Origin of the sequence: Flammeovirga sp. OC4, assembly GCF_000812565.1 — a bacterium.
Lineage (GTDB): Bacteria > Bacteroidota > Bacteroidia > Cytophagales > Flammeovirgaceae > Flammeovirga.
Map to the genome: position 1 here is coordinate 58,159 of NZ_JTAM01000025.1, position 22,813 is coordinate 80,971.

General features: G+C 37.0%; 13 protein-coding genes. 9 read left to right on the forward strand and 4 right to left on the reverse strand.

Annotation, left to right across the window (positions count from 1 at the left end; genetic code table 11):
- Positions 1-108 precede the first annotated feature (108 nt).
- The 5 genes from PL77_RS15590 to PL77_RS15610 all read left to right on the forward strand — a co-directional run bounded on the left by PL77_RS15590 (position 109) and on the right by PL77_RS15610 (position 12,770).
- The gene (locus PL77_RS15590; RefSeq protein WP_044207182.1) at positions 109-3,210 is read left to right on the forward strand and encodes a TonB-dependent receptor; all 3,102 of its coding nucleotides are present in this window, start codon (positions 109-111) and stop codon (positions 3,208-3,210) included.
- A gap of 9 nt (positions 3,211-3,219) precedes the next feature.
- A complete protein-coding gene (locus PL77_RS15595; RefSeq protein WP_082026572.1) occupies positions 3,220-4,875 on the forward strand; it encodes a RagB/SusD family nutrient uptake outer membrane protein in 1,656 nt (551 codons plus the stop codon).
- Positions 4,876-4,886: 11 nt separating this feature from the next.
- Complete coding sequence (locus PL77_RS15600; protein WP_156152388.1) at positions 4,887-6,365, forward strand: hypothetical protein; 1,479 nt, start codon at positions 4,887-4,889, stop codon at positions 6,363-6,365.
- A 220-nt stretch (positions 6,366-6,585) separates the two neighbouring features.
- The gene (locus tag PL77_RS15605; protein ID WP_082026573.1) at positions 6,586-10,188 is read left to right on the forward strand and encodes a T9SS type A sorting domain-containing protein; all 3,603 of its coding nucleotides are present in this window, start codon (positions 6,586-6,588) and stop codon (positions 10,186-10,188) included.
- Positions 10,189-10,190: 2 nt separating this feature from the next.
- Positions 10,191-12,770 (forward strand): hypothetical protein, encoded by a 2,580-nt coding sequence (locus PL77_RS15610; RefSeq protein WP_082026574.1) that lies wholly within the window; start codon positions 10,191-10,193, stop codon positions 12,768-12,770.
- 73 nt (positions 12,771-12,843) lie between these two features.
- Here PL77_RS15610 and PL77_RS15615 read toward each other — a convergent pair whose 3' ends face one another.
- Together PL77_RS15615 and PL77_RS15620 are read right to left on the reverse strand one after the other, a co-directional pair.
- The gene (locus PL77_RS15615; RefSeq protein WP_052444470.1) at positions 12,844-13,470 is read right to left on the reverse strand and encodes a short chain dehydrogenase; all 627 of its coding nucleotides are present in this window, start codon (positions 13,468-13,470) and stop codon (positions 12,844-12,846) included.
- Positions 13,471-13,539: 69 nt separating this feature from the next.
- On the reverse strand, positions 13,540-14,526 hold the full coding sequence (locus PL77_RS15620; protein ID WP_052444471.1) for a haloalkane dehalogenase: 987 nt from the start codon (positions 14,524-14,526) through the stop codon (positions 13,540-13,542).
- 113 nt (positions 14,527-14,639) lie between these two features.
- On the opposite strand from PL77_RS15620, the gene PL77_RS15625 reads away from it, so the two are divergent.
- Complete coding sequence (locus PL77_RS15625) at positions 14,640-14,996, forward strand: helix-turn-helix domain-containing protein (RefSeq protein WP_044207197.1); 357 nt, start codon at positions 14,640-14,642, stop codon at positions 14,994-14,996.
- 69 nt (positions 14,997-15,065) lie between these two features.
- Here PL77_RS15625 and PL77_RS15630 read toward each other — a convergent pair whose 3' ends face one another.
- Positions 15,066-15,617 (reverse strand): hypothetical protein, encoded by a 552-nt coding sequence (locus PL77_RS15630; RefSeq protein WP_156152389.1) that lies wholly within the window; start codon positions 15,615-15,617, stop codon positions 15,066-15,068.
- A gap of 91 nt (positions 15,618-15,708) precedes the next feature.
- Positions 15,709-16,149 (reverse strand): DUF523 domain-containing protein, encoded by a 441-nt coding sequence (locus tag PL77_RS15635; protein WP_044207202.1) that lies wholly within the window; start codon positions 16,147-16,149, stop codon positions 15,709-15,711.
- A gap of 249 nt (positions 16,150-16,398) precedes the next feature.
- Here PL77_RS15635 and PL77_RS15640 point away from each other — a divergent pair, with 249 nt between their 5' ends.
- From PL77_RS15640 to PL77_RS15650, 3 genes are all read left to right on the forward strand, one after another.
- The gene (locus PL77_RS15640) at positions 16,399-18,225 is read left to right on the forward strand and encodes an arylsulfatase (RefSeq protein WP_082026575.1); all 1,827 of its coding nucleotides are present in this window, start codon (positions 16,399-16,401) and stop codon (positions 18,223-18,225) included.
- A gap of 3 nt (positions 18,226-18,228) precedes the next feature.
- The gene (locus tag PL77_RS15645) at positions 18,229-19,776 is read left to right on the forward strand and encodes a sulfatase (RefSeq protein WP_044207206.1); all 1,548 of its coding nucleotides are present in this window, start codon (positions 18,229-18,231) and stop codon (positions 19,774-19,776) included.
- Between the two features lie 263 nt (positions 19,777-20,039).
- A complete protein-coding gene (locus tag PL77_RS15650) occupies positions 20,040-22,676 on the forward strand; it encodes a hypothetical protein (RefSeq protein ID WP_156152391.1) in 2,637 nt (878 codons plus the stop codon).
- The last annotated feature ends 137 nt before the right edge of the window (positions 22,677-22,813 follow it).

Here is a 22,813-nt window from a genome sequence, read left to right on the forward strand (position 1 = left end):
TACCAACAAGATATTTACCACCCCCATTTTTTAGAGGTATTCGTACGCAATAGGTGTCAGATGTACGCTTAGCTTTGAGTCATTATTTAAGAATTAATTTTTTATGAAATGAAAAGAAAATTATCAGTAATTTATCAACTTCTATTTCGGAAAATGTTTTTGCTAGGTGTTCTATTTACTCTTGGAATGACCTCAAAACTCTATGCTCAAAAGACCTTTCAGGTAAGCGGTACTATTGTAGATGAAGAACAAGCTCCTATACCGGGAGTCAATGTCTTGATTAAAGGAACGACAATTGGTACTGTCACTGATTTTGACGGTAGATACAATATCATGGTAAGTGAAAAAGGCAGTGTGCTTGTCTTTTCATATATCGGATATAAGCCTGCTGAAATTGAAGTGAGCAAAAAGTCAGAGATCAACCTTCAAATGGAACTTGATGTAGAATCATTGGATGAGGTAGTTGTGATTGGTTATGGCCAACAGGAAAAGCGTGAAGTGACCGGTTCGGTGGCACAAGTGAAGTCAGAACAAATCAACAGTTTGGCGACTTCGGATTTAGCGACAGCGATTCAGGGACAAATGGCGGGTGTAAGTGTAAGTTCTGAGTCTGGTGCTCCAGGTGAAAACGCTACAATTACTATTAGAGGTGTTTCTTCTTTCCAAGAGGGAGGTTCTGAACCACTTTATGTTGTAGATGGTGTGACATATACGACCAATCCTAATATTGCTCCTCAGGAGATTGAATCCATTGAGGTATTGAAAGATGGTGCTTCAGCGGCTATTTATGGTTCAAGAGCTTCGGCTGGTGTAGTATTGATTACAACAAAGAGAGGTGAAAAAGGGAAAATGTCAGTTACTCTAGATTCGTACTACGGTGTTCAGAAAATTACTTCTGACATACATCTGGCCAATACAACAGACGCTATGTATATCAATCATTTGATGTGGAAAGGTGATCCAACCACTCCGAATCCATTGGATAATAATCCTAATGCAATGCATTACAATACGGATTGGTTGAGAGAGCTTCAAGTGGATATGGCTCCTATTCAAAATCATTCCCTAAGATTATCTGGTGGTTCAAAAAACCTGACGTATTCGATTGTAGGTACTTTATTTGACCAACAGGGTATTCAAATTTCTTCAGCGTATCAAAGAAAAACGTTGAGAGCCAATACCACTTTTGAAAAGAATAAATTGAAGGTGCAAATCAATATGGGCTACCAAAATAGCTATAAGGATAATCCTCCAAATAATATTCAGTATCAAGCACTTCGTCAAGATCCTTACAGAGCCGGAATCAACAGAGGTGATGAGTATGTAATTGAGGGTGCTAACCCAGAGAGAATGTCTAACCTTTTGGCGCGTATCAATGAAACTAACGAGACGCTAGGCAACAACTATAACGGTAATGCTAAAATCTCTTACGAAGTGATGAAAGGTTTGAAATTGAATGCCAACATTGGTGGTTCATATTCTACAGATAATAATACTTGGTTCAGCCCTACTTTTGAAGTGTTCTCCAACAACGGTGAATACATTACAAGAGCTTCAAAGCCTTTGAATGAGTTGAGATATATTGATACTTTCAACCTTAGAACTATTCAAGAATATACAGCTACTTATAACAAAAAATGGGGTAAACACCATTTGAGTTTATTAGGTGGTAATACTTGGGAAACGGCGGAAGCAAGCAGAAGAACGGTTCATGCGATTAATATGCCAAACAACATCCCTAACCTTGGTGTTGCTCAAGATATTAGAGGCGTTGACCAACGCTATGCAGCAAGTAGTAATATTGGTATTTTGGGTCGTGTACAATACAGCTATGCTGGTAAATATATGGTGAGTGCGAGTATTCGTAGAGATGGTTCTTCAAGGTTCCACCCTGACAACAACTGGGGTAACTTCAAGTCGTTCTCAGCAGGTTGGAATATTAGTGAGGAAAAATTCTTTGATGCATTAAAACCTACTTTCAGTAACTTAAAACTAAGAGTCGGTTATGGTGAGACAGGTAGTGATAAAGCTGGTCAAGGTTTGGGTAACTTAATTGCTGATTTGCCTTATGTCTCTATTGTTACTCCTCAAGTAGATTATGTATTAGGAATTGGTGAGAACGACATCTTATATCCGGGTGCTACAAATCCAACTTATGTGGATGAAAACATCACTTGGGAAACGAATATTTCACAAAATATCGGTCTAGATGGTGAGCTATTTTCAGGACGTTTATTCTTCAATTTTGATTTATATAGATCTGAAAAGAAAGATATGTTATTGCCGGTTGAACTTCCTCCTTCAGCAGGTGGAACCATCACGGGCAACTACAATAAAATGTGGCAAAATGTGGGTAACTTAACCAACCAAGGTATTGAACTAGGATTAGGGTATAACACACACATTAATAAACTGAAAGTAACGGTAAATGGTACTTTCACAAGAAACTTCAACGAAGTGACAGCCTTAGCTCCAACCATGGAATCTGTACCAGGTGGACGTCCATTGGGTAACTCTTCTGAGCCAACTACTTTCTTAATTCCAGGTTATGAAGCAGGTGCGTTTTTCTTGATCCCAACAGACGGTACAATTAAAACGGAAGAAGAATTGATTGAATATCAAAAGATGATTCCTACGGCCAAAATTGGTGATTTGAAATATGTAGATGTAAATGGTGACGGTGAAATTGGTCAAGACGACAGAGTCTATCAAGGTAGTGGTACTCCTCTTTGGGAAGCAGGTCTTTCGGTGGCATTGGCTTACAAAGGATTTGATTTGAGTGTAATGCTGTTTGGTTCTTACGGAGCTAAAATCTACAATGGCCCTAGAGCATATGCTTACCAACAAAAGACAAGTAAAGAATTGGTAAATGCTTGGTCGCCTGAAAATCCAACTTCAGATGTTCCGACACCAAGAAGAAGTTCGTCTCATATGAATATCAGAACTTATTCTGATTACTTCCTAGAGGATGGATCTTACTTGAAAATTCAAAACATCACTTTTGGGTATACACTTCCTCAGAAAACAATGAGCAAGTTAGGCATCAATAATTTCAGAGTATACGTAAGTGCACAAAACCCATTTGTGATCACTAACTATACAGGTTATGACCCAGAAGTGGGTTCTAAAAATGTCTTCTACCGTGGTGTAGATACAGGGAAATATCCTGTAGCGGCCACATACAGAGCGGGTCTTTCATTACAATTCTAAAAACTACAAATGATGAAAAATCTAATAAGAATAAATATAGGATTACTGATTGCATTCACCCTTTTTGGGTGTCAAAATTGGTTTGACATCGAGAATAAAAATACAATAGAGGAGCGTGAGTTCTGGCAAAATGAGCAAGAGGCATTTATGGGATTGATGGCAGCGTACGGTGGCCTTCAGAATCACGGTTCTATGGGAGGAAACTCTGCAGCACAAATGCCTACACGATCAGATATTGGCCGTCCAAGTATTTGGAATGACCAATATGTAGAGCTTTCAAAGTTATTGATCAACGATAATACAGGTATTGTAAAACTGAAATGGGCAGATCTTTATACTACCATCTTCAGAACAAATCAAGTGTTGGACCGAGTGCCGGAAATTGTTGAGATCTCAGAGGAATCAAGAGCACTTTTCTTAGCGGAAGCACATTTTATTAGAGGTATTTGCTACTATTGGCTATACAGTACCTATAACAATGGTTCTATTATTCTTCACACTACAGTGGCACAAAGTAAAGAAGAGATTGCAAAGCCATTAAGTCCAAAAGAGGATGTATTAGCATTGATTCTGAGCGACTTGACTTACGCACAAGAAAGATTACCAGAAAACTGGGAAGAAAAATACAAAGGTAGAGCTACATGGGGAGCAGCTACGGCTTTCCTTGGACAAGTATATATCAATGAGCATGAATATTTGAAAGCTCAAAATGAGTTCAAGAAAATCATAGACAGAGAGGATTTGTATCAATTAACGCCGGACATCAGCTGGAACTTTGATATTGAACACGAGTTCAATTCAGAATCTATCTTTGAGGTTTCTTTCTCTGATACTCAAAAACCAAATGGTGGCGGAGTAATTATTGATGGACCTTCGGGTACTGAGGGAACTAGAAGAGGTGTTTTCTTGGCTCCAAGTGGAGCAAATGGCAATCGACTATCAATGCCTTCATATTGGATCACAATGCTTTATCAAAATGACGAAATGGATCCAACAGATTCTAGAAATGAGGGATTGACGCATTCTCTCCGTTCTCAGAATTCTATTGTAATGGCCGATGATGATTTCGATTATTACCAAAAGCACCCTAGGGATGTACATGGTACTTTTAAAAATAAAGAGTCGTCTTATTTAAGAAAATACCAAAACTGGTGGGATGAATATGAAGCCATTGGCAATAAGACCATATCAGGAATCAACGAAAGAGTAATTCGTTTAGCAGATGTGTACCTTTTATATGCCGAGTGCTTAATCAAAAATAACGGAAGTGCAGGTACTTTTGAAGCGGTACACTATATCAACAGAATCAGAACACGTTCGGCAGTGTTGCCTTTGGACCATAATGAGTACAATACGGCAGAAAAACTGATGGACCATATCATGTTTGTAGAACGTCCTTTGGAATTAATGTTTGAAGGTCATGATACACGTTGGGTTGATATGAGAAGATGGGGTGTGATCAAAGAGCAATATGAACGCTTAGCCAAAAAGAAATACTATATGAGTAAGCAAATCTTATATGAATTACCTGAAGATGCTACTGAAGGACCAAAAGGTGAAGATGTACTTCAAGAATTCCAAGATGCGGCAGCAAGTTATACGCCTGACTATCATAACTACTTCCCAATTCCAATTGATGAAGAACTTTCAAATCCAAACCTATAAATTGAAGTAACATGAAATTAAAAGGAACAAACATCTTAACGATACTTTTCTGCTTAATGACGGTCTTCTCTTGTAGACCAGATTTTGAGTATGATCAGATTACTGATATTTACGTGTTCAGTACAGTGACCAATGCCAATGACCTTGTGACTACGGTTGGTGGTAACTTCTCTTTTACCGATGCATCAAGGGGTGAATATGTGAGAGAATGGACCATTGACGGACCTTCTTATTTCACTAATAATGACGATACGGTTCTTACTGAACATATTGCACATGTGAAATTTGAAAATACAGGTGTGGTCCCTGTAAAAATCAAATTAGATTTTGGTAGTGAGGAATTAAATTATGATTCTACATTTTATGTAACGGTATATGATTCGGCAATCACTCCTGATTTTGAAGTGATTGAAATAGAAGGTGATTACATTGTATCAAATGGAAAGTATATCATGGAATCGGGGGCTTTTGTTACTTTCAAAAGTACTAGCAAAGGTTTTCCAGATACATTCAAATGGATCACTCCGTCAGATCAGGATTTAAATGATTCAATAGCAAGAATTGAATTTGTAAAACCGGGTATTTACGATATTGGTTTAACAGCATCACGCAAAGAACCCGTAAATGGTAAAGGAGGTACAATTAAAAAAAATGATTTAATTGAAGTAGTACCTTCAACAGTTCCATTCCGAGTGGATCAAATGACACAAGGTGAAGAAGGAAACATTTTTGTGAAATTCAACAGAGACTTAGATCTTACTGAAATTAATGATAATACGGTCAATAATTTCTCTATTCAAGATGCAGACGGTAATGCAGTTGCAATTAACCACTTAGCCATTTCTGGAGAAGTCAATAATACTTTGATTCTTTTCATTGATCCAACATTCTTGCAATTGTATGTGACATACCAACACGCTAACCAATCAGGTGATGTACAGTCTATTGATGGTGTGAAACTAGAAGAATTTACAAAAATGGCTGTAGAAGGATATCAGCACAACTTCTTTACCAATGGAAGCTTTGAAAACGGTACTTATGCTCCTTTCAATGATGGAAAATGGGTAGGTTCTGGTGCAATGTCTGTAATCAAAGATGGTAATACAGCAGTTGACGGAGACTATTATTTAGAGGTTGATTTTGATGCTTATCAACATAACAATGGTAATGGGTCAAAAATAACAATTGAAATGACGGAAGACTACTTCCCTATCACTTCAGAATATAATTATACTTTTGAGTTCTATGCTAAAGCAATTGGAAACATTAGAGTTTTAAAGGTGACATTGAATGATGAAGATTCAAGCTCATCGATGAATAAAACTTTCCAAGATCAATTGGTGGACGGAGAATGGGTAAAAATCACTTACTTCTCTAATGAGCCAATTACCAAAGAATTCATTAATGCTAATGTGCGATTTGATTTCATTGCTGAACCCAATGAAACACCACAATTGTTAGTAGATCACCTTGTGTTCACTCAACATTAACCACCTAACGTAGGGGTAGACCTATGTGTCTACCCGCTGTACCACATGCCCTACCAAACATAAATAATGGTAATATTTTGTATTTGGAGAAAATATAGGGATTGTGGTACAGTGGGTAGATCGTGCTTATGGTTCAGCGGGTGGATATGTGGACGAAATGGACGGCTTATGGTTCGGCGGGAAGACACATAGGTCTGCCCCTACGTAAATAACAAATGAAATGAAAAAAAAATACTTATTACTTATACTACTATCATTGGCTTCACTTTCTTCTGCTTGGAGCGATGACGGTAATTACCTTGCTACAGGAATTACATCTGAACCAAAAACCTTGTTCTTTTCAGGGTTTGAAAATGAAATAAACACAGAATGGAAATCATATATATATAATGGTTTACCCGTATTTGAAAAATATAATTCTGATGCATTTGAAGGCGATTACAGCTGTAGAATTAAGTTCAATGCTACCGGTCAAAAGTGCAACTTTACTTCTCTCAAAAACATTGATTGGGAAGAAGGAAAAGTCTATAAAATCTCATTCTACTACAAAGCATTAACAAAGACGGACAATCGTAATTCGAATATAAAGTTTTTCTCTTCTGACGGTACAAAAATTGGACAGGTTAACTTAGAACCCCAGGAAAATACGGACTGGGTACAAGTAAAATTCAGTTTTACCCCAACGATCAGTGACACCAATGGCTATGTCCTTTTTTCTTTTCACCCTTCTTCAGCAGGGAAAGGAGAATTACTCTTAGATAATTTTCTAGTCAAAAGACTCGGAGATGATTTCTTCCAAGATCTTAAAACCAAAACGGTTGCTTCTAACCCCAATGTAAAATGGACGCAATTTGGTCCAGGAATGAGCGGTAACAATAAAGTAGCATTCTGGCATCCTACAGATAAGAATACACTTTTTATAGGTCCAAACATGGGGAATGTATACAGAACTACCGACAAAGGACACACTTACGAATCAATGCTGAATGCAGATGCTAAGGGTATGGATACTGGTGATCGTGGTCCTAGAGAGCTTTACAGTATCGATTTCTCAAGACAAAACCCTGATTTTGGTTTCGCATCAGACAGAAGAAATATTGGTATCTATAAAACGACAAACAAAGGTAAAACTTGGGAACTCATCAATGGAGACCCGTTTGAAGGCGTTTACATCTCTTGTGTAACTGTAGATCCAAATAATGAGGACATTTGGTATGCTGGTGGAGGAAAAATGAGAGACTTCGGTAGAGTTCTCTTTCCAAAAAGTGATCCCCACGGCACCTATATTGACCCTGCCAGTCAAGGTAAAATATGGAAAAGTACAGACAAAGGAGTCACTTGGACTTTGATGAATTCGGGTATTCACGCTAAAACTGAAGTGGAAACACTATTAGTTGATCCTAAGAATTCATCTATTGTATATGCGAGTACCAATAGAGGCTTTTATAAAACGACAGATGGTGGTAAAAATTGGGTTCAAAAAACAAACGGTTTTGACCATGATGTGATGAGAGCCATGACTTATTTCCATAATAAAAATACCAACAAATACATTCTCTTTGTGATTAATGACATTATTTGGAAAGCCGATGGACAAACGGTCACGGATGCCGGCGGTGGTATTTTCAAGAGTACAGACAGAGGTGAGTCTTGGACCAAAATAAATGGTGATATTGCTTTAGACCTTACTCACTTTGAATCAAATACAGGCATTAAAAAGAGCTATTATAATACAGTTGCTCACTTTTTCGGACTTTCCTATAATGAAGCTGTTGCTCAGTATCCAAATCTCCCAACAAAGATTACTCAACGGTTTAATACCATAGAAGTTGATCCTGAGGATGTCGATAATATTTATTTGAATAACGAATATTCGAATGCTTCAAAAAACAACTTTAAACCGGGACAGCTTTGGAGAACAAAAGATGGAGGGAACCATTGGTACATCACACTTAGAAATGGTAAAAACTGGGAAAGTGATTCTCCTGATAAAAACTATTGGGAAAATAGAGGAAACCCAATGGGAAGCAACATCAGTTTAAACTATTTGAAACATTGGATGGAACGCGACGACTATGAAAGAAAAGGTACCAATTTTGCCCGTTTCAGTGCAGATGGTAAAGTTTTACATGCCAATATGGCCAAAGTATCTTTAATGTCTTACGATAAAGGGGACACTTGGGTAGACATAGACGATATTGAAGTTACTCCTAATTCAAACAACTTTGTAGGTGCTGGTAATAGTAATGTACCCGGTCATGGTTTCTTCCAACATCCTGATTTACCTCAACAGGTGTATTGTATGGCTGGCGAAAACTCACTTTGGATTACCAATGATGAGGGGAATCACATCAGAGAAGGTGCTCAAGCTGTTATGTACAAATCGTTAACGGATGCGGAACAATCGATAAGTACCTATGCCATTGACCCTTATAATACAGACAAGCACTATGCTTTATTTTTTAGACAGCATCACAGAGGTGAATGCTTAAGGTCTTTAGATGGAGGTGATACTTGGGAAGCCATTGGAGTAGCGATTCCAGAATGGGAAATTGCAGCGGGAGGTGGTGATCAATCGGTACATCAAATGCAATTAACCATTGACCCTAACGACACTGAAAACCTCTACTTTTGTGTACCGAAGAGAGCCAACAATATTGAGTTTGTTGGTAACTCGGTAACTGGTTTTGGTGTACACCGATCTACAGATGGTGGCGTAACTTGGTCTGAAGTCAATACTGGGTTACCCAATGAACCAGATGTAACGAGAATTGCATTAGATCCTGAGAATACTTCAACGATCTACGCATGTGTCCAACATTCTAATGGTGGTTTATATAAATCAGAAAACCAAGGAAACACTTGGAGCAAAGTAGCCTCAACTACTTCAATCTCTAAATCTTTTGGGGTCAATGATATTCACTTTAGTGCTAACGGAAAAGTCTATATTACATCAGGCTCTAAAAATGGAGGTGCTGATGACGGCGGCCTCTGGGTAAGTGAAGACAACATGACAACTTGGAGCAGAATCTTTGATTACCCTTGGACCAACCGTGTTGAAATAGCCGAGTACGACCCTAATGTAATTTTAGTTTCTACATTGGCTAATACTACTATTGATAGACTGAATGCTGGTATTTATCTTTCAAAAGATGCTGGTGATACATGGGAGAAAATAAATACTGGAAATGGTCAATCAGATAGAGTAAATGACATCGCCATTGATCAGTTTATACCTGGGAAATATTATGCTTCTACCTATGGAAGTGGTTGGTACATGGCTTTAAACAATGAAGCTTTGATTCAACCTGAAATGATCTATTTTGAAGAAGAAAATATTGACATACAACCTGGTGCCTCAAAACAATTGAAGGCAGTAGTTTACCCAGAAAACGCTTACTTCAGAGGAATTGAATATTTTAGTGAGGATGAAAGTGTCGTAACTGTAACTACTTCAGGTAAAGTGAAGGGTAAAAGTATAGGTACTACTACGGTTTATGCTCGTTTAAAAGGTTCTGAGATAGAAACTACAACTTCAATTCAAGTGAATGAGGTTCCTTTAAACATGCCTCCAGAAGATAATATCAATTGGGTCGTCTATCCTAACCCTACCTCTGGTAAAATTTTTATAAAAGGGAATTATGCTATTGAATACCTTCAGAAAGCTACCGTTTTTGATATCAATGGTCAGCTTCATGATTGTAGTCAATTTATCAATAATAATAAATTAGTTATCAACACACAATCGCTCCCTAGAGGAATGTATCTACTTGTTGTTGAAACACAAAACGATCAAAAACATTTCAAATTTCTAAAAGAATAAAAATGAGAAAAATACTCTATCCCGTTTTATGGATAATGTGTTCTCTTTCTTGCTTAGGGCAAGATAGGGAACACTTTTTCCATGCTTTAAAAGAAAAAGATGTGGCTTCCGACCCCTCCTACCAATGGTACCAATTTGGTCCGGGGATGAGTGGCAACAATAAATCAGCCTTTTGGCACCCAACAGATCCAAAAGTTCTTTTTATTGGTCCCAATATGGGAAACTCCTATCGATCTACAGATGGTGGTTTTACATATGAAAGCGTATTAGATCCCGATGGTCCTGGCTTGAATGAAGGTTTAAGAGGACCTAGAGAATTTAGAAGCGTTGATTTCTCAAGACAAAATCCTGACTTTGGTTTTTGTACAGATAGAAATAACAATGGCATTTATGTGACACATAACAAAGGGGCAACTTGGCAAAACATTCTCGAACCTCAGTTTGATAAAAAGTTCATGGCATGTGTCACCGTAGACCCAGAAGATGATCAAATTTGGTATGTAGGTGGAGGAAAAATGAGAGAACTCGGCAGGGCTTTATTTCCTCAGGCAAAACCTCACGGTGCCAATATTCACCCCAAAAGCCAAGGACAAATCTACAAGACGACAAACGGTGGAAAAACTTGGAAGTTGATCGTCAATGGTATTCATCCTAAGGCAGAAATAGAATCTATCTTAGTGGATCCTAATTCTTCAAAAACGGTGTATGCAAGCACCAATAGAGGTTTTTACAAATCAACTAACGGAGGTAAAACTTGGAAACAAAAATCAAAAGGTCTGGGGCATGAAGTAATGAGAAGCTTCACACACCACTATGATTCTAATTCAAAAAAACTCACATTATTTGTAATCAATAATGTCACTTGGAAAAAAGATGGAAAGACTGTAAAAGATGATAAAGGCGGTATTTTCAGAAGTGATGATGAAGGTGAAACTTGGGTAAATATCAGTGGAGATATTGCTATTGATATGCGACAATTCAAATCCATCCCCTCCATCATGAAAAGTTACTATCATGCCATTGCCTATTATTTCGGCATGAAGGATAAAGAAGCTAAAATGGCTTTCCCCGAATTACCTTCTGCTATCACACAAAGATTCAATACCATAGAAGTGGACCCCAACGATATCAACAATATTTATGTCAATAATGAGTACTCCAATGCCTCGAGAAATAATTTTATGCCAGGGCAACTTTGGAGAACAAAAGATGGAGGGAAACATTGGTTTGTGACATTTAGAAATGGAAAAAACTGGGAAGCTGATTCAAAAGATGCAGACTATTGGACGAAAAGAAACAATCCGATAGGTAATAATATTGATCTGAAATACCTCAAAAGATGGATGGCAAGAGATCCTTATGATCGTAAGGGCTGTAATTTCGTCCGCTTTAATTGTGATGGCAGTATTCTGCATACACAGATGGCTAAAATATCTTTATTTTCTTATGACAAAGGAGAAACGTGGGTTGATATTGATGATATAGAAATCGGCAATGGAAATTATGTTGGAGGCGGTAATTCAAACCTTCCAGGACACGGTTTTTACCAACACCCTGACCTACCACATCAAGTATTTTGCGCGGCAGGTGAAAATAGCCTTTGGATCACCAATGACCTAGGCAAGGAAATCAGAAAAGGTGCACAATCGGCCTCAGTACATAAATTCACAGAACATGAACAATCTTTAAGTACTTTCGCTATTCACCCTAACGATACAAATATCAGATACGCTCTGTTCTTTAGACAGCATAACAGAGGAGAATTATTTAGAACAACGGATGCTGGTAAAACATGGCATTCCCATGGCATCGCCATCCCAAAATGGAATGTAAAAGCACACAGCGGAGACCAATCTGTTCACCAATTGAATATCACTTTCAATATTGAAAACCCTGATATTATGTATTTCCATGTTCCCAAGAATGCGAGAGGCTTAGAGTATGTAGGTGATTCACAAGCAGGTTTTGGAGTACACCGCTCCAAAGATGGTGGTAAAACGTGGGAAAGGATTAATAACGGTCTTCCAACTGAACCTGATGTTTCAGCTATTGCCACACACCCTAAAAAAGCCAATATTCTTTTTGCTAGTGTTCAAAATAAAAATGGAGGCCTTTTCAAATCAAAAGACGGCGGTGACACATGGCAAAAAGTAGGTTCTACAAAAGAAATTTCAGGTGCATTTGGTATCAATGATATTCATTTTGATAAAAAAGGAAATGTGTATATCACGGCTGGATGCAAGAAAAGTGGTATTAATGATGGTGGTTTGTGGAGAAGTTCTGATGGCTTGAAAACATGGGAGAAAATCTTTGATTACCCTTGGACGGTCAGAGTAGAAACAGCACTTTATGATCACAATGTCATCCTCATTTCTACCCTGCCGAACGTTAGTAACAAAAGGAAAAACCCCGGCACCTACCTTTCCAAAGATGCAGGAAAAACATGGGTAAAAATCAACAAAGGAAACGGACAATCGGATCGTATTAATGATATAGCCATTGACAATTATACTCCTGATAAGTTTTATGTTTCAACCTATGGCAGTGGTTGGTATGTGACTTTTAAGGAGGAAGAATTGTAATAGATTCTTAATTTCCCACCTCAAAAAAACATAAGTAAATTTTGAGGTGGGATAAAAGATTAATCAGTTATAACTAAATACTTATAGATGCTAAATACTCTGGAACATTAGCAATAATTCCATTTACTTTTTTATCAATCATATCTTTGTAAATTGTTGCAATTTCTGTAACTGCAATACCCTCAGAACTGTCCATTCCCATACTTTCCATTGTCTCTTTCACATAGCCAGGACTGACCACATTGATGTTTACTCCATTTGTATCTTCCACAGCAATACACCTTACAAATGCTTCTAAACCTGCACACGCTACTGCTAATGCACTTGCATTTGGAATAGGAAAAGTACTTGCCAAACCAGAAGTTACAATAACAAACCCTTCAGGTTTTAGATGATTAACAGCTTCTTTAATAAGGTTTACATTAGCAATTACTTTGGAATTTAGAGAATATTGAAAAGCTTCTATCTCTAGTTCTTTTAATGATCCCATACTACCATCACCAACCGTTGAAATCACTCCATCAATACCCTCTATTTCCTTAAACATTTTCTTTATCCTTTCTGGTTCTAATAGGTCTACATTATAATCACCACTTGTTCTGCCAATGGCAATTACTTCGTGCTCTTTTTGTAATAATTCAACAATACCTGAACCAATAGTACCTGTACCTCCGATCACTGCAATTTTCATCTTTTTCATTATTTTAAATTTATATATTAATAGATTTGAATTTTCCCATACCTAAATTGTATAGATGTAAGAGTTGTTTTAGACTACTCTCTTCTGAAATGTTTCTTTCCAATTCAATATATTTTCTACTAAAGCCTCCGCTTGATCCTCCTGCAAGAAATGTGATGCATTAGAAATGGTTAGATGTGGTTGATTTTTTGCTCCTTTAAAATTGGTTTGAAATTGAGTATCGTACCCTTTCCCAGCTAAAAAGGGATCATTATCACTGAATAAAGTCAATACGGGTTTCTCCCATTTTTTTAGCTTCTTCCACGCTTCATTGACCTCATTGATATCTGTTGCTATTATCTGAGGCATTGTTCTTGGGCCTGCCAAGAATTGTTGATCTGGAAAAGGGGCATTATAGGCTTCCATTTCAGCCGTACTCAAAGTTCTATTGGTCAACACCTGCATTATTTTACCAATATTGAGTTGTTTTGACCTTGCAAAATAGCCACTCCAATTCCCAAAGGTTTTATTTGCCTCAAACTTTTCAATCGAGGGCTGACCACTTAAAGTAGTCATCAATTTCATAGTAATTGGAAATAAATATTTTCCTAAACCTTTAATTTCGGCCAAGGCTGTATTTGCTACAACCAAATGGCTCAACCAATCTGGGTGATCAGCCAAGACCCTTAAACCAATTAACCCTCCCCAATCTTGCATAAAAGCCATCGCGTCTTTTATACCTAATGTATTGACAAACTCAGTGACCCATAATACATGATTGGAATAAGTGTGGTCTTTTGGATCAACAGGTTTATCTGATTTTCCAAAACCAATTAAGTCTGGAGCAATTACATGAAAGCCTGCTTCAACAAAATACTTTATCATCTGTCTGTATAAATAGCTCCATGAAGGTTGGCCATGTAAGAGGAAAATTGTCTTCTCATTTCCTTTTCCTTCTTCTACATAATGCATTCTAACTCCACCTTCCAATACCATATAGTTTTCACTAAATGGGTAATCCTCAATGTTTTTAAAAGCATCATCAGGTGTTCGAATAAATTGAATTTGATTATTCATCTTTTGCGTGGTTATGTTTGATTACGCTTGTAAAACTAGGAGAGATGATTTATTTTAGCAACTAAGTATACAAAAGATACTAGTATACTTGAGGATACTTACTTTGATAAATAATGGAAAAAAGATATAAAACGCCGAAGGAATGCCTGGGTAAATTAATGCCTGTAAGAGATACTCTTGATATTTTCCAAGGCAAATGGAAAATACAGATTATCAGTGTATTAATGTACTACGATGAATGTAGCTTTAAACTATTAAAAGAATCTGTAAAAGGGATTACTTCTAAAATGTTGTCGAAAGAATTAAAAGAATTAGAGTTAAATCAGTTGGTTGAGAGAGAAGTAATAGATACAAGACCTGTCACTATTCGGTATCGTATCACACCTTATGGTGAAAGTAGCAGAGATATTATTATAGCATTATACAATTGGGGGGTTGAACACCGAAAAAAGATTATTGGGAAAGAATAATTTAGAAAATTATGAACACTCACTCCCATCACTATTTAATGGAATTATAAGGGAAAAGATAATAATAGCCTATTGAAGAAAAACATTCAAACTTGTAGAATCGTCCTCTACCCTAGAATAAACATTCATAAGGTGAATCAATTTTGACTTTGTAATAGACAATGATGAATCATCTTGAGCATAAAAAAGTATCAACTTAGAAATGTCTTCGGCTAGTTCATTTTGTTTGTTTTTATTGTTGATTTCCATCTCCAAAACTTCTTTTAGCTGATCTTGATGATATGATAGCGTTCTTTTGAATAGTATTTTATGAATACTATCATTTTTTAGATGCAAAGTATTCCTTCTTTTGATATATGAACAAACTTCACTTACACAAAAATTATTTAGATGTAGCTTGTAATTAATCGTATCAGTCCTCAAAATTAATGTTGATGATATGTCCTCACATGACCTCTCTTCAACAATATTAATCAAATGACGGTAAGATTTCATTGTATCAAGATCTATTGGAAAGTATTCGTAAGCCGAATTAATACGTCCAAATTCTGCATCAGTTTTAAGACCGCATGATGTCAACCAAAAAATAGTAAATGAACAGATTATAACCTTGTATCTCATAGTTTGCATTAATAACTCAGAGAAATAATCTATTATCTTATCCGCTTCACAAACGCATGAACTAATTAACGGGTTTATGAAGGATTCAAACTTACTTTTTAAACTCCTCATCCGTCACCACATTCACTCCATTTTTAAAAAGTTTATCGGCCACTACCCCATTCCCTTCAATCAATTTACCAGAAAAAGTACCATCATAGATTTTTCCAAACCCACACGAAGGGCTTCTTGCCTGCAAAATCGCATCCGTAATATTATTTTCCTTACAGATTTTTAATACCTCATCTGCTGCATTCAAAAACTGTTGGGTGTATTCATTCCCTTGCTTGCTTGTTACCTTTATACCGTTATCTGTTTGTTGAATTTCTACAGGTTCTCTTGGTGTCGGTAGACCAGCAATCACTTCTGGACAAACTGGAATTGCTTCACCTGTTTCAATCATTTTTTCTAAATTGACGGTAGATGAACAAGTGGCATTGTATCTACATTTTACACCCACAAGGCATGAACTGATAATATATTTAGGAGTCATTTTGGTTGAATCTGCTTAGATTATAATGGTTAATTTCAATACAAAAAAAGGCATAATCTGTAAATAATCATATTTGAAATGAAAATCATGAGGATATTTTCTGTAAAAAAGGGTGTAAAAACTAAAAATTAGGAGGTAATAAAATTAATTGGTCATTTCTAACATAAGAGTACACAAATGAGGTGTTGTTGTCACACTACCTTGCCAACATAAATTATTATTCTTCGAACAATTGAAATGAAATGTCGAATGAGAACATGGAATAAACTTTTGTTTGGCCTATTTGCTCTAATGGTCTTCCATAAAGAAGTAAGGTCAGATGATAAGAAACCTACAGATAAACCTAATGTAATTATAATCATTACGGACGATCAGGGTTATGGTGACATTGCCGCTCATGGTAATAAAATCATCAAAACACCTGCTATGGATCAATTAAAAAATCAAGGCGTTGCTTTTGACAATTTCCATGCTGGGTCTACTTGTGCTCCTTCTAGGTCAGCTCTGATGACAGGTATGGAAGGACATAGAGCAGGTGTTTGGCATACAATTGCGGGCTGTAATTTATTAAGAGAGAAATTCACCGCCATGCCTCAAGTTTTCCAAGACAATGGATATGCTACAGCTCTTTTTGGGAAGTGGCACTTGGGTGATGCCTACCCTTATTTACCAGAGAATAGAGGTTTTGAAACGGCTTTATATCATAGTGCCGGCGGAATTGGGCAAACTCCCGATTTCTGGGACAACGACTATTTTGATGATGTGTACTTAAGAAATGGAAAGCCGGAACGTTTCAAAGGTTACTGTACAGATGTGTTCTTTGATGAGGCCATGAAATATATGGAAGAGAAAAAAGATCAACCTTTCTTTTTATACCTTTCTACAAACGCTCCTCATGGTCCGCTTAACGTTCCTGAAGAGTATTATAACCTTTATAAAGATGAGGATGATCTTTTGGATTTTCAAAAAGCGTATTATGGTATGATCACCAATATTGATGACAATATTACTCGATTAGAGAAGAAGTTGAAAGAGCTTAAAATCGCTGACAATACCATTTTGATCTTTACAACAGATAACGGTACACAATACGGTTGGAGAAAAATTGATGGTAAAGAATACGGTTTTAATGCCAATATGAAAGGCTTGAAAAGCTCGCATTATGATGGCGGACACAGAGTACCATTCTTTATGTATTGGAAAAATGGCAAACTGAAAAAGGGCAAGACCATTGATCAGCTAGTGATGAGTTATGATGTTTTACCGACTTTAATTGAGCTTTGTGGATTAGAAAAACCGAAGGATACGGAATACGATGGTAAAAATGTTTCCCCACTGATTTATGGTGATGGAAAAGACTGGGCATCTCGATATGCTGTATTGGATAAGAATAAAACACAACATCCTGTCAAATGGAAATTAAGTGCTGTAATGGACAATGATTGGCGTTTGATTAATGGGAAAGAACTTTATAATATCCGAGAAGATGTAGGGCAAGAAAATGATATTGCGTCTGCTCATCCTGAGAAAGTAAAGGAAATGAGAAATGCTTATGAAAGATGGTGGGAGCATGTTTCCAAAGACTTCAGTAAATTTGAGTATTATAAAGTAGGTGTTGATGGAATTGAGGAAACGGCATTAACGGTGCATGATATTCATTCGGATAAACCTTTAGCGTGGAATCAAGACCTGATTCGTGATCCATTAAGTGGTAAAAAACCGGCTTTGACAGATGATGGTTTTTGGACTATTGATGTGCAAGAAGAAGGGTATTATACTATCACTTTATCAAGATGGCCAAAAGAGTCTGGGTTAAGTTTTGATTCAGAAGTAGAAGCTCTTGGAACGTCCCAACCTTGGTACATCGCTCGCCCCGAAGGTAGAGTAATGCCTCTTAAAAAAGCAATGTTGGAGATCGATGCATTAAGAGTAAAGCAAGATGTAGATATGACCTCAAAAGGAACTTCATTTAGAGTTTATTTGAATGAAGGAAAAGCAAGATTGGTGGGGAAATTCACCGATGAGAATAAAAAAGACATTTCAGCATTTTATGTTTATATATCAAAAGAGAAATAAGCAATGAAACTAAAATATTTACTTCAATGGGTGATTTTATTCGGTACGATAGGCTCACTATCTGCTCAAGAAAACAAACGCCCGAATATCATCTTCTTACTTTCTGACGATCACACAAGCATCGCTACAGGCTGTTATGGTAATGATCAAGTGGTGACGCCTAATATGGATAAATTGGCTGAAACTGGTGTTCAATTTATGAATCACTACAACACCACTTCTATCTGTATGGCTAGTAGAGCGATCTACATGACGGGGATGTTTGAATACAAAACAGGTTGTAATTTTGAGCATGGACCAATGAGAAAGTCGACTTTCCAAAAGTCATTCCCTATGATCCTCCGTGATGCAGGCTACTTTACAGGCTTTGCAGGTAAATTTGGTTTTGCTGTTTCTGATGGTACTGATCCTTCTGATAAAAGCTGGGACGTACTTCCTGTAGATCAATTTGATGTTTGGGCAGGTGGTTTAGGTCAAACCAAATACCAAACAGCCAAGAATAAATACATTAAAAAATACGCTGATAAATACCCTCATAGTACAAGAGCGTATGCCGCTTGGGCACATGATTTTATTGCAGAGGCAAAAGATTCTGGTAAACCTTTCTGCATGTCGATCAGCTTCAAAGCTCCTCACCTTCCTTTCACACCTGATGTCTATTTTGATGCCGTTTATGAAGGAAAAAAATATAAAAAACCGGCCAACTATGGTGCTGAAAATGGTGAACATTTAGCTCCTCAAGCCAAAACAGGTAGACAGTACAAACAATATGAGTTTTGGAGAGATACGGAAGAAAACTACCAAGAAGCTATTAAACGTTATAACCAACTCATTCATGGAGTTGACTATGCGATTGGTATGATTCGTAAATCTTTAGAAGAATTGGGAGTGGATGAAAATACCATTATCATTTATGCGGGTGACAACGGTTACAGTTGTGGTGCTCATAATTTAGGCGGAAAAGTATTGCCTTATGAAGAGGCTTCTAAATCTCCTTTATTGATTTTTGACCCAAGAATGAAAGCAAAAGGAGGTCAAAGAGAAACCATTACTTCAAGTATTGACATCGCTCCTACCATCTTAACAATGGCTGGTTTAGATGTACCGAATAATATGGACGGTGAAAACCTTATTCCATTAATGAATAAGAAAAAAGGAATCAAAAGAGATCATATTCCATTGATGAACTTCTTCGGCAATGACGAAATTCAAGAGATGTCAGTAGTCACAAAAGACTGGAAATACATCTATTGGCAATACGAAGATGAGCGTATGAAACCCACTGAAGAATTGTATTATGTCGGGAAAGATCGCTTAGAAATGACGAATGTGATTTCTGAGAAGAAATACCAAAAACAACTGCACAAAATGAGAGCATTGTATGATGCTCAAGTGCAACAGTTGAAAGAAAATGCAGTGCCTTATCATGATTACCAAAAGTATGGTGTATTGTTCGACAGAAATTCTTCTGCTGAAGACAAAAAACCATTTTTAAGAGGTACTTATGAGGAGCAGATGAAAGGGAAAAAGCCTAAGAATCACTTTAATTAACTTAGAAGTATTCTGAACTAAAGCATACAATTTTATTAGAAATCAGAGATTTCTGATGATCATTAGGCACGGATGACGCTTACGCTTAACATCCGCGCCAGTGATTCGGCTTCTGTATTTCTAGCGCAAATGTTAAGCGACAGCGTCATTTGTGCTTGAGAGATCAAGTGAAGTCTCCGACTTTTAGTTAAAATATTCACCGCGTTAGTTTAGAACAATAAATAAGACACAAAACAACAGACTACTTAAAAGATATTTTTGAAATGAAGAAGACAGTTTTATTCAATATATTTCTATTGATGACTTCGCTACTATTCGCTCAGGGGAATGTTGATTTTTCTAAGCTGGATAACACCCGTATTGAGTCCACTCCTACGGTAAAATGGCAACAATTCGGCCCTGGTGGATCAGGAAATAATTACCATATTTATTGGCACCCTACCGACCCTAACACTGTTTACCAAGGCCCGAATATGGGTAACTCTTACCGCTCAACCGACCGTGGTGAAACGTATGAAGGCATTATGGATCCAGACGGCCCATCATATAGAACAAGAAGAAGAGGTCCGGTTGAAATCTATTCTCCTGAGTTCTCAAGACAGGATGAAAACTTTGGTATTTGTACGATTGAAGATGCCAATTTCATGTACTTTACTTACGACAAAGGAAAGACATGGGAAATCAATGAATTGGTCAGTGCTCAGTTTGAAAATATTCATGTGAACACGATTAAAGTTGATCCTACCAACGACAACATTTGGTATGCAGGATCAGGTAATATTAGAGATTCCAACCACTTTTTCCATACCAACAAGCATCCTCACGGTGTTTTTGGTTCTAAAGTAAAAGTTGGAAAAGCAGGCAAAGGAAATGACGGCAACCCTGATTACGGGCATCAAGCGAGAATCTGGAAAAGTACAGATAAAGGTCAAACTTGGAAAAGTATTACACCAAAAGGCATCAATCCTAAAGCTCAAATCACAAGAATTTTTGTTCACCCTGCCCAACCTAAGAAAGTATTTGCCGCTACTACTTTTGGCTTATACATCTCTGAAAATGCAGGTAAATCATGGAAGCAAAAAGTAAAAAATGGTATGGACAATGATATTATCCGCTCAATGGATATGTATTATAACGCCCAATCTAAAAAAGTGATTTTATACGCCATTGACCTTGTAAAATACATTCCAAATGGAAACACAATTGCCTACAACGGTGGTGTTTATAAGAGTGAAGACGAAGGAGAATCATGGGTAAATATCAACTCTGATATGCCTATCAATAAAGCGATTTTGAAGAACCCTAACATTCAAAAAGGGTATTATAAATTTGCCTTAGGGAAATGGTTTGGCATTACTGCTCAAGTAGCAAAAGAGAAATATCCTAAGGCTCCAGATCAATTGATGCATTCAGTGAGTATGATCCGTGTCAACCCCACTAATCCGAATCACTTATTGGTGATCAACAATTATAAATCACAATTCACATTCCCTGGCGGTATGCTTTGGCGTTCTGATGACGGTGGTAAACATTGGTACGTAACACTCAGAAATGGTAAAGATTGGAACGGTAGAGACAAAGCCAATTGGGAAGCTAGAAATAATCCAACTTCCATCAATGTAGATTGGGTTGGTCAAGATGAATGGGAAGAACGTGATGCTTACGATCGTAAAGCAGGTGCAGTAGCAGGATTCAATGCTGATGGTACAACGATCATGTATCAAGTGGCAAAAGTGGTTTGCGTTTCAAATGATAACGGGGATACTTGGCTGGAGAATGATGAGAAGGAAACGAAGCCAGGAAATCATCATTGGGTAGGTGCTGGCAACAGTAACTTGCCAGGAGAAGAGATTATTCAAGATGAGCGTATCAAAGATCACCTTTATTTATGTGCGGGTGAAAACTCAATTTTCAAAACTACCAATGATGGTGATTTAGTAAGAAAAGATGCTCAGGCGGTATATAAAATCAGCATTCCAAATAAACAAAAACCTGCTGAATGCTCTGTTGGAACGATGGCCATTGACCCTAATGATGTAAACCATATGTACGCTTTATTCTTCAGACAAGCGTATTTTGGTCAGATGATGGAAACCAAAGATGGAGGTCAAAACTGGACGCCAAAAGGTAGAATTTTCGATCCTAAAAAATTAGGTAATCCTCTAAATATGATCATTCACCAAAGTCATTTACGTATTGATCCTGTTGAAAATGATCACCTCTACTTTATCATCCCTCAAAAAAGAGTGGTACATAATGTGAAATTCAAAGGAGGAAAATTTAAAGATTTTGGCGTGTATAGAACAAAAGACGCAGGAAACACATTTGAGGTGATTAATGAAGGTTTACCATTGAAAGGACACGTTCAAAAAATTGAGTATGACCCTGCGAATAAAGGGGATTTATATGCCGCTGTAATGGGTAAAAAGAATCAGCCGGGTGGATTATTTAAATTGAACAAGAAGTCTACAACTTGGGAAGCAGTTGACTTACCAAAAGGAATTGTAAGTGTTCATGATATTCATTTTTCAAAAGATAATAAGATGTATATCACTGCAGGAACGTTTAATGGAAATCATAAAAATGGTGGTGTTTGGGTAAGATCAAATGGAAATTGGAAACAGATTATTCCTTATAAGTTTGCCAGCTTAGTCACTACTGCTAAATACGATCCTAACATTATTCTTGCCGCAATTCCATCAGATGGAACAATGGGAATGATGAACCCAGGTATTTACAGATCGCTAGACGGAGGTAAGACTTGGAAAAAAATCAATACAGGCAATATTCAATCGGACAGAATCAATGCCCTTGAAATTGACTATCACAAAAAAGGAGTGTATTACTGCTCAACCTATGGAGCAGGTTACTATATCGCATATGACGAAGAACTTCGATAAATAGAATAAATAATTCTTGTGACTACTTACCCCTTTCCATTTCCATTCATTGGATTTCGGGAAGGGGATTTTCTTTTTCAATCAAAAACAACAAAGGTTCATCATATGGTTATACTTTATTTTTCTCGTTTTTCTTA